Source organism: Corynebacterium sp. HMSC08F01, assembly GCF_001807545.1.
GTDB classification, from domain to species: domain Bacteria; phylum Actinomycetota; class Actinomycetes; order Mycobacteriales; family Mycobacteriaceae; genus Corynebacterium; species Corynebacterium coyleae.
In genome coordinates this window covers 36,204-45,173 of record NZ_KV789264.1, presented here as the reverse complement: position 1 = coordinate 45,173, position 8,970 = coordinate 36,204, and the positions used below count along the sequence as shown (strand labels likewise).

Sequence of the window (8,970 nt, the reverse complement as noted above, 5' to 3'; positions counted from 1 at the left end):
GGTCTCCCCGGTGTGTGCGTTTCCTGGCTGCCGTCACGGAGCTGACGTGTGCGAGTTACACCACGTGGAGGCCTGGCGGCATGGCGGGGAGACCAACATTGGCAACCTGGCGCCGTTGTGTCGCTATCACAATCGGGTCAATGATGATGACCCGTGGCGTAAGAAACGCGGCCGGATCGTCATGGTGCGGGGTGCCCCAGTATGGATCTCACCCCGCGGGTATCCGGTGAAAAACACCAACCGCGGGGCAATGGACCAACTCTTCGGCTAGTGCTCGTCGTGCCGCTCAGCGCGACGGAGCAATTTCAGCGCGGCAACAAACAGTACTGCGCCGCCGATGAGCGCCATGATGCCAACACCAATCGCGAGGCCAGCCCAGAAGCCGCCCGCCGTCGCGGAGTTGCTCGTGCCTTCGACGGGCTGCGCGGCATGAATCCCGCTGCCCGAAGCATCGGACGCAGACTCAGGTGAGGGCTCCGGCGAAGGGGCGGAGGTTGTGGCGGGGGCGCTAGTGCTCGTCGATAGTTGCGATGACGCTGCACGGCTTGCCTGCGCACGCCTCGTCGGAGACTGCTTCGCCGTGGATTGAGCCGCCGCCTGACTGCGAGGTGCAGCCTGTGCAGCACGCGCAGTACTCACCGATCGAGCCGACTGGGCCGACTGGGCCGACTGGGCCGACTGGGCAGTGGTTGCCGGGGCCGCAGGTGCAGCGGTGCGCGAGGGGCGAGAAGTTGCCTGGTTGCTCGGCCGTGTCGTCGGCCGTGTCGCCCGCTGTGTGGTTGCCTGCGCAGACGGCTTCGTGGACGGTTTTGCGGCTGGCGCGATGGCGTCGCCAAACTTCTTGATCTCCTTCTCCACCTGCCGCAGACCCGCCGCCAACGCCTGTGGGACGTTCAGGCTTTTGCCCGCGTTGCCCGTGCTGCCTGCGTTATCGGTGTCGTCGGGATTGGTTGGGGCGTTGGTGATGGCGTCGTCGCCAACTGCAAACGTTGCGACGAGTTCCTTCTCAAACGCCTCACCGTCACGCGTGGTGCCGGAATACACGAACGTCGCCGTGTAGATGCCCGGCTCGGTGAACCCAAAGCCCTGGTGGTCGTGGGCGTTAACCGGGTATTGGAGCGTTTTGGACGGGTCGCCCGAGTCTAGTTCGATGCGCAGGCCTCGCAGGTCCTCGTGCCATGTCATCAGGCGGCCCGGTCCGGTGACGTCGCGCATGCTTACCGTGATCCGGCTGCCTTCCTCAATCGCGCTCGCGGGCACTCCCGTGGTGGAAAAGCCCAGCCATGGCAGGTTCTTGTCCTGTGCTTGCGGCAGTATCCACATCTGCGCTGGGCTGCCAGGGAAGCTGTCGCGCACGCTATCGGGCAGGTCGGTGCGCGCACTGTCGGGCACGGCGAAGATGAAGCTGCCGGAGGGTCGGTGCGCCGGGTGGAGGGGGTCGGAATCATCGATGAGCACTGTGCTTAACGACGACCCCTCCCCCACCAAGGCCATATCCATATGACCCGCCTTGATTAGCGCGCGCTCCTTCGCTGCGGCGTTGGGCGTGGAGGTGCCTGGTGCCGGCTTGGGCTGCGTGCTGGTTGGCTGCGCCGACGTGCTAGACGACGTGGAGGCCTTTGGCGAGGTCGGTGTCGGCGCAAGAGTTGGCGCGGTGGTTGGCTGCGCCGACGTGGAGGCCTTTGGTGAGGTCGGTGCCGTGGTGGTCGCCGTGGTGGTCGCCGACGTGGTCGGTTGCGCGTCAGTGGGTGTGGATGCCGACTTTGGGGTGCGCAGCCCCGTGGTGGTGCCTTCGGGCAGGCCGACGGTGGCGTCGTCGCCGACAAGCCAGTATTGGGTGATGGGTTCGGAGCGTTCGGTGGTGCCGTCGGTACGCTCGGCTCGGCCTTGCCACGTCAGCGCGTAGATGCCTGGTTTGGAAAACGTCCAGGTGAAGTGGCCGTGGCCGCCGACTTCGTAGGTGATGGTGCGCATGTCTGGGTTGGAGGAGTCGAACAGTCGCTCCGGTTCGTAGACGCGGCTGGTGAACATGACGTTGATGTCGCCGGGCGCATCCATGTCGACGAGGTCGAAGTGCATGACGTCGTCTTTGAAGTTGGTGGGGATCGACGTGGGGTCGAGTTCGTGGGCGGGGTCGAACGCGCCGAGGCCCGACCAGATGGGGCGCCAGTTGTCGGTCCAGTCCACGCTTTGCGGCGCTGCCCAGACTTCGCTGCCGCGGGGGCCGAGGAAGTCGAGGGTGCCGTCGTCGGGGATGGTGAGTTTGGACAGGTCGTTGCCGTCGGCGTCCGCGTCTGGGGCGAGGCGGAAGCACACGGAGTCCTGGGAGGTGACCTGTTGGCCGTCGACCGCCATCACCGCTAGCTTGCCGCCGGAGCGCGTGCCGTAGAGGGCGTCGTTGTGGGAGTGGTAGAGCAGTTTGCGGCCGGCGCACGGGTGGTCGACGTCCGCGTCGAGGGTCACGCTGTGGCCGGGGTCGCCGGGTTTGTGCTCGCTGCTCGCCTGCGCCAGTGGTGCCACAGCAAACGCAAGCGTAGCGACGACCAGCGTCACAAGTCGGTTCAACTTCATGCCCGCACCACCTTCGCGAACACTCCGCGACGCGGCGCGAACAGCCAGCTCAGTGCGAACAGGGCGGTGACGGAAAGGACGATCGTCGCCCCGGTTGGGGAATCGTAGGCCCACGCCAGCCACACGCCCAGGACGCTGCCAACCACGCCGAATGCGGCGGCGATGAGCATCATCGTGTCCAGCCGGTCGGTGAACAGGCGCGCGGCGGCAGCCGGGGTGATCAGCAGTGCGACGACCAGGATGTTGCCCACGGTCTGTACGGCGAGCACAACGGCGAACGTCACGCTGAGATACAGCGCGAGGTCCAACGCGGCGACGGGCAGGTTCATGGCGCGGGCGGTTTCGCGGTCCAAGGCGACGGCGGTGAGCCACGGGCGCAGCACGACCACAATGGCGACGATGATGGCGCCAGCGACCGCGTTGACCACCAGTTCGCGCACGCCAACGCCGGTGAGCGAGCCGAACAGGAACGAGCTCACGGAGGCGGTGTAGCCCTCGACCCGCGAGATGATCACCAGGCCGATGGCAAACGCGGCGGTAAACACGATGCCGATCACGGAGTCTTCTTTAATGGTGCGGCGTTGCGACATCACCGCGATCAGCACCGCCACCAACGCCCCCGCCACCGCGCCGCCGAGCAGCACCGAGGTCTGCAAGGCGAAGGCGACGGCGATGCCGGGAAACACCGCGTGCGCAACGGCGTCGCCGATGAACGCCATGCCGCGCAGCACCACGAAGCACCCGACCACCGCGCAGAGCACCGCGGCGATCACGGCGGCGCCCAGCGCACGTGGCAGAAAGGCCAGTTGTGGGTTCGCCATGTCGGCGAGGAATTGCAGGAAGGAAATCTCAGGCATGGGCGGCCTCCAGGTGTGCGCGCACGCCTCGTAGCCACGGTGAGTCGGGGCCGACGGAGAAGGTGTGCATCCAGGGGGTGTCGTCGTTAAGCAGGCGCGTCGGGCTATCCGCCACGATGCCGCCTTTGAACAGGATGAGACGGTCGCAGGATTCGACGGCCTCGACGATGTTGTGGGTGGACATCACAACGCCCAGGCCCTTATCGACGAGCTCTCGAAACAGCCCGAGCAAATGTTCCGTGGTGGGGATGTCGAGGCCGGTGAAGGGTTCGTCGAGAAGCAGCATGCGCGGACGGCGCACCAAAGCACGCGCGATGAGCACGCGTTGGCGCTGGCCGCCGGACAGGTCGCTGATGGGGCGGTCGGCGAGGTCTGCAAGGTTCACCATCTCAAGCGCACGCTGCGCCCACATGCGGTCGCGTTCGCCAGCGCGGCGGTACCAGGGGCGCTTCCCAAGCGTGGCGTTGAGGGTGGCGGTGTAGACGTCGATTGGGAAATCCCACGCGACGTTGTGGCGTTGAGGCACGTAGCCGACGACGTCGCGGATCGGGCGCGAGTCGGTCGTCTCGACGGTGCCTGCGTCGGCGGGTACGAGCCCGAGCATCGCACGCATCAGCGTCGTTTTGCCTGCGCCGTTCGGCCCGAGCAGGCCGGTGAATTCGCCGCCGTTGAGCGTGACGTCCACGCCCTGAAACACTTCGCGTCCCGGGTAGGACACGGCAAGGTCGCGGATTGTGATCACTTACGACGCCCCCACACCACCGCGAACGCCACCAACGCCAGGACGAGCACACCCAAGCCTGCGAACAGGAGCACATTGCTTGACGACGACGCCCCCTCCCCGGCGCCCGCAAACTCCGCGTCGAACGCCTCCTGCGGGTCAACGCCGACCGCAAGGCGCAGCACCTGCTCGTCGGTGTGCACCTGGCCGTCAGTGTCCTCCACCTTCGCGCGCACCTTGATCAGGTGCACGCCCGGCTCGGTGAACACCCAGTTGGCGTGGGTGTGGGTGTTGGGTTCGACCCACATGGACTGGTCGCCTTCGGTGCGGGAGTTCCACAGTTGCTGCGGTTCGTGGAAGCCGCCGGGTTGGACGAAGAGGGAGAAGTCGCCAGGGCCGTCGTGGCCGGCGAATTCGAGGCTCATGCCGGACGTGGAGCGCTCGAGCAGCGAGGGGGCTTGGGAGTTCCAGCCCAGCCATGGCACGCCTGCGACTTCGGTTTGGGGCACGACCCATACGTCGGAGCCTGGTTTGGCGCCGGTGAAGTCGAAGTCGTTGGTGTCGGGCAGGGTTTGCTTGGCGGCGTCGCCGACGGCGAAGACGACGTCGTTGAGGTGGCGCCACATGGCGGGTTCGTGGGTGTCGTCGCGGGCGAGGAATTGCAGGTTGCCGTCCACGAACATGGGGCCGAGGTCAACGTGGCCTGCGTCGATGACGGTGCGTTCGCCTTCCGGCGCGATCGTTTCGTTGGCGTCAACGACTTGTTGCAGGGCGGGGTTGTTGTCCTGTACCTGGGCGGTTGCTGCGGGTGCGGCCGCGATCATGGCGGCGGTGATGAGGGCTGGAATCTTTTTCATTGTTGTCCTTTCAAGCAGTTACTAATCGACGACCCATTGGCCAGCACAAAGTCCACATACGTTTGCGCCGGCCCCTGACCGGGCGGGTCGAGAGAGTCGCCCCAGATCGGGCACACGTTCACCCCGTGCTGGGCGGCCGTTTGGGTGAGCACAGGCGTTTCTTGTTCGCTGCCGTACTCGACGAACACGGCCGGCACGTCGAGGTTGTCCAAGGTGCGCGAGAGTGCCAGCAGGTCGCGGGGGCTCGGCTCCACGCTCGGGTTCGGGGTGACAAAGCCTGCGATGCGCAGCCCGTAGGCGCGGCCGAGGTAGGCGTAGCCGTGGTGGGTGGTGACCAGGTTGCGGTTGGTTTCGGGGATGGAGTCGTACATGGCGCGGACGGTGCGGTCGGTGTCGTCGAGAAGCGACTGGTATCGCTTGGCGTTGTCCGCGAACTGGCTGGCGCGTGACGGGTCGATGGCGGACAGTTCGTCGCGCACCACGTCAACCACCGCTTTCATCGCGGCCGGGTCGTGCCAGATGTGCGGGTCTAGCTCGCCGTGCACGTGACGGCCGAGTACCGCCTGCGGCAGCAGGTAGGTCTCGTCGTCCGGGTTGCCGAGGAAGCGGAACTCGCGCTGTGGCGGGATCGGCTGCAGGGTGGTTGTGGGTACGACAACGACGGCATCGGCGGGGTTGATGTCGGTGTGGCCGGGGTGGCTGTGGTCGTCGGTGCGAAGCGTCAGGTGGGTGGTGGTGTCGTCGACAAGCGTGGCGATGTCCACGTGACCATGCTCGATCGCCACCTTCCCAGGCGCGACCTGCGCCGGGTCCTGGCCGACAACCACCGTCACGGTTTGCTCGGCGGAGCTACGCTCCGGCGCATCGACCGCGTCGCGCACCGACGCGCGCAGCCGCAACTCGTACACGCCCGGCGACGAAAAGGCCCAACTCACGTGCGTGTGCGCACCCGCCGGCAGCATGGTCGAGCCGCCGTCGGAGTCGAAGAGCAACTCAGGTGTGCCAAACGTGCCGAGGATGAAGGCGAAAGCTTTGCCGGGGCCGGTGGCGTCGACAAGCGAAAGCTCGGTGACGGCGGTGGCGGGGAGGTCACCCTCGAAGCGCAGGCCCAACCACACGGTGTCCAAGCTCGCGTCCTCGACCAGCGGGATCGGGGCGTAGCCGTAGCGCTGCGTCTGCTCGGCGAGCGCCACCACACGCGCGTCGGGTCGCGCCGTCGACTCGATCGTGCGGCTCAATGCTTGCGGCTCCAGCAACAGCCCGTTGGTGAACACGGCGTCCGCATAGGCAATGTCGCGCGTGGCGTGCAGGGTCGGCTCATACGAGTGCGGGTCGGCGCCGCGACGCATCAACGGGGTGACGTCAGCGGCATCGCCGGCGACATTCTGCACGACATCCGCGAGAATGCTTGTCGACGCCACCACACGCAACCGGCCATCATCCACCGCACCGTCCGCCTGCGCGCAGCCCACCAGACCCGCAACCAACCCGAGGGCCGCTATAGCTTTGGCGCGCTTCACTTCGAGGCTCCTGCGAGGGCAATCAGGCGGCGTCGCAAGGCAGTGTCCAGCGTGCACATCGCCGCGCCGAACACCGCGACGCCGAGGCCCAGGATGGCGAACGGCACGGTCATCACTGTGGTGCCGGTCTCTGCGAGGTCACCTGAGCGTGCGGCGTCGCTGCCTTGTGCCGTTGCCGCTCCGGCGCTGCAGCTGCCTTCTGGGTCAAACATGGAGCCAAAATCGAAGTGGCCGCTATCGGCGTTGCCGGCTTCTCCAACGTTGAACGTCAGCGTGGCCTCGCCGGAGACCTTCTCCCCGCCTTTTGTGGTGGCGGTCTGACGGATGGTCACCTTGTACGTGCCGGGTGCACCGAACACCCAATTGGGGTGCACGTGCGAGTTCGCCGGGATCGTGTGGCTGCCGGAGCCGCGACCGTTCTCCGCGGTGAACCACTCCTCGCCCACCACTTGCCCCAGGCCGCCCTGGGTGAACACGGTCATTGGGCCGGGGCCGTTGAAGTTTGTTACTTCCCAGGTGACCTCGCCGGTGGTGTGTTCAATGAGCGACTCGTGCTGCGTGTTCGCACCCAGCCACGGCACATTGTCCTGCTGTGTCGCACCAATCATCCACGCCTTGCCGGCAGGCACTGGGCCGACCGCCTGGGGCAGGTCCGCCTCCGCCGCGTTGCCAAGCCCGAACACAAGGTCTTCCGGACGCTTCCAGGTGGCGGGCACGTTGCGGTCGTCCTTGATCATCGGGCGCAACGCGGGTGTGCACTTCTTCGCCGCTGCTGAGGTGGTGGCGGGCGCCGGCTTGGCCGCAGGTGCTGCTGGGGCTGCGGGCGCAGATTTCTGGGCTGCCGGCTTGGAAGCAACAGACTTCGAAACCGAGTCTGCGCTGTTGGTTGCGTCGTTGTGGGACGTGCCGGTGCTCGTGTCGGCCTTGGTTTCGGCGCTGGCGCGGTCTGTACCGGTCTCGGCGCTCGCGTCGCCGACGTGCCACGTGTACACCGCCTCGTTGGACTCGGCGCCGTCCGCGGTTGCCACAACCTTCATGGTGTACACGCCTGGCTGGGTGAACAGCCAGTTCGCGTGGACGTGGGACGGGTCGTCCTGAACAATGCGGGATCCTGAGGAGAGCTGCGGCTGGTCGCTATCAAGCACGGGTTGGAAGGAGCCGAAGCTTCCCGTCTGGAACAGGTAGACGGATCCTGGCCCGGAGACCTCGCGGAACTCGATGTCGACGCGACCGAAGCCACCTTCGCGCACGCCCTGGGTGTCCCACCCGGGCCACAGCAGGTCGGCACGTTGGGTCTGTGGCAGCAGGTAGCCGGGCTCGCCGATCTCTGGGACGTTGGCGGTTTCGTCGGTGTAGGCCGCCTCGCCGACAACCAAATCGACATCCTCGGGTGCGCGGCGCACGTGGGAGCCGGTGACGTCCTCCTGCAGGTCCAAAGTCAGGCTGCCACCGTCGGCGGTGACGTTGAAGACATCGATGTGGCCCCGATCAAAACGGGCGGGATCCGCCAGTGCCACGCCACACGTCAACAGGGTGAGCAAGGCGGCGAGGCAGACAACCACAAGACTATTGGTAACCGTTTTCAACACTTAACGAATACTACTTCCATTAAGCGTTGCGACAAAGCACTACCCCCAGACACGAAAAAGCGCCCCGGTGAACCACCGAGGCGCGAAATCGTTGCGGGAAGACTATGCCTTCTTGGCGTAGTCCTTCTCCACAGAGGTATCAACCGGAACGCCCGGGCCCTGGGTTGCGGACACGGTGATCTTCTTCAGGTAGACACCCTTGGCGGAAGACGGCTTGAGGCGAACGACCTCGTCGAGAAGCGCGCCGTAGTTCTCAGCGAGCTGCTCCGGGGTGAAGGAAGCCTTACCGATGATTGCGTGCAGGTTCGATGCCTTGTCCACGCGGAAGGCAATCTTGCCGCCCTTGGAGTCCTGGATCGCCTTAGCGACGTCCGGGGTGACCGTACCGGTCTTCGGGTTCGGCATCAGACCACGCGGGCCGAGCACGCGGGCGACGCGGCCGACCTTAGCCATCTGGTCCGGCGTAGCGATAGCTACGTCGAAGTCGAGCTGGCCAGCGTTGATCTGCTCGATGAGCTCGTCAGTGCCGACGATGTCAGCGCCTGCTTCCTTCGCCTTGGTGGCGTTCTCGCCCTCAGCGAAGACTGCGACGCGGACGGTCTTACCGGTGCCGTGCGGCAGGTTGACGGTGCCGCGGACCAGCTGGTCGGCCTTGCGCGGGTCGACGGACAGACGCATCGCAACGTCGATGGTTGCGTCGTACTTGTCGGAAGCGGTCTCCTTTGCCAGGGTCACCGCATCCAGCGGGTGGTAGAACGCGTCGCGGTCCACCTTGGCAAGCTGTTCAATGTAACGCTTGGACTTCTTAGCCATGTTTGATTCCTTTCAGGAGTTGTGGTTGGCGGGCCTGGCTGA

At 65.9% G+C, this 8,970-nt stretch carries 8 protein-coding genes; 1 reads left to right on the top strand and 7 read right to left on the bottom strand.

The annotated features are described in order from the left end of the window. Nucleotides 1-271, top strand: a 271-nt coding sequence (locus HMPREF3171_RS00465) for an HNH endonuclease signature motif containing protein (protein ID WP_141743298.1), incomplete at its 5' end; no start/stop codon positions are given. Here the strand turns inward: HMPREF3171_RS00465 and HMPREF3171_RS00460 are convergent. From HMPREF3171_RS00460 to rplA, 7 genes are all read right to left on the bottom strand, one after another. Continuing rightward, nucleotides 268-2,571, bottom strand: a complete 2,304-nt coding sequence (locus tag HMPREF3171_RS00460; RefSeq protein WP_070482142.1) for a choice-of-anchor M domain-containing protein — start codon at nt 2,569-2,571, stop codon at nt 268-270. The two genes, HMPREF3171_RS00465 and HMPREF3171_RS00460, sit on opposite strands and share 4 nt — an antisense overlap. Continuing rightward, nucleotides 2,568-3,428 (bottom strand): anchored repeat-type ABC transporter permease subunit, encoded by an 861-nt coding sequence (locus tag HMPREF3171_RS00455; RefSeq protein ID WP_070452416.1) that lies wholly within the window; start codon nt 3,426-3,428, stop codon nt 2,568-2,570. The genes HMPREF3171_RS00460 and HMPREF3171_RS00455 overlap by 4 nt, the downstream gene beginning before the upstream one ends. Beyond that, the gene (locus HMPREF3171_RS00450) at nt 3,421-4,170 is read right to left on the bottom strand and encodes an anchored repeat-type ABC transporter ATP-binding subunit (protein WP_070482140.1); all 750 of its coding nucleotides are present in this window, start codon (nt 4,168-4,170) and stop codon (nt 3,421-3,423) included. The genes HMPREF3171_RS00455 and HMPREF3171_RS00450 overlap by 8 nt, the downstream gene beginning before the upstream one ends. Further along, nucleotides 4,167-5,006 (bottom strand): choice-of-anchor M domain-containing protein, encoded by an 840-nt coding sequence (locus HMPREF3171_RS00445; protein WP_070421769.1) that lies wholly within the window; start codon nt 5,004-5,006, stop codon nt 4,167-4,169. Before HMPREF3171_RS00445 ends, HMPREF3171_RS00450 begins: the two co-directional genes overlap by 4 nt. Next, a complete protein-coding gene (locus HMPREF3171_RS00440) occupies nt 5,003-6,526 on the bottom strand; it encodes an anchored repeat ABC transporter, substrate-binding protein (RefSeq protein ID WP_070482136.1) in 1,524 nt (507 codons plus the stop codon). Before HMPREF3171_RS00440 ends, HMPREF3171_RS00445 begins: the two co-directional genes overlap by 4 nt. Then, nucleotides 6,523-8,115, bottom strand: a complete 1,593-nt coding sequence (locus HMPREF3171_RS00435; RefSeq protein ID WP_070482135.1) for a TIGR03773 family transporter-associated surface protein — start codon at nt 8,113-8,115, stop codon at nt 6,523-6,525. The genes HMPREF3171_RS00440 and HMPREF3171_RS00435 overlap by 4 nt, the downstream gene beginning before the upstream one ends. 102 nt (nt 8,116-8,217) lie before the next feature. Further along, complete coding sequence (gene rplA, locus HMPREF3171_RS00430) at nt 8,218-8,928, bottom strand: 50S ribosomal protein L1 (RefSeq protein ID WP_070452428.1); 711 nt, start codon at nt 8,926-8,928, stop codon at nt 8,218-8,220. Nucleotides 8,929-8,970: the final 42 nt, after the last annotated feature.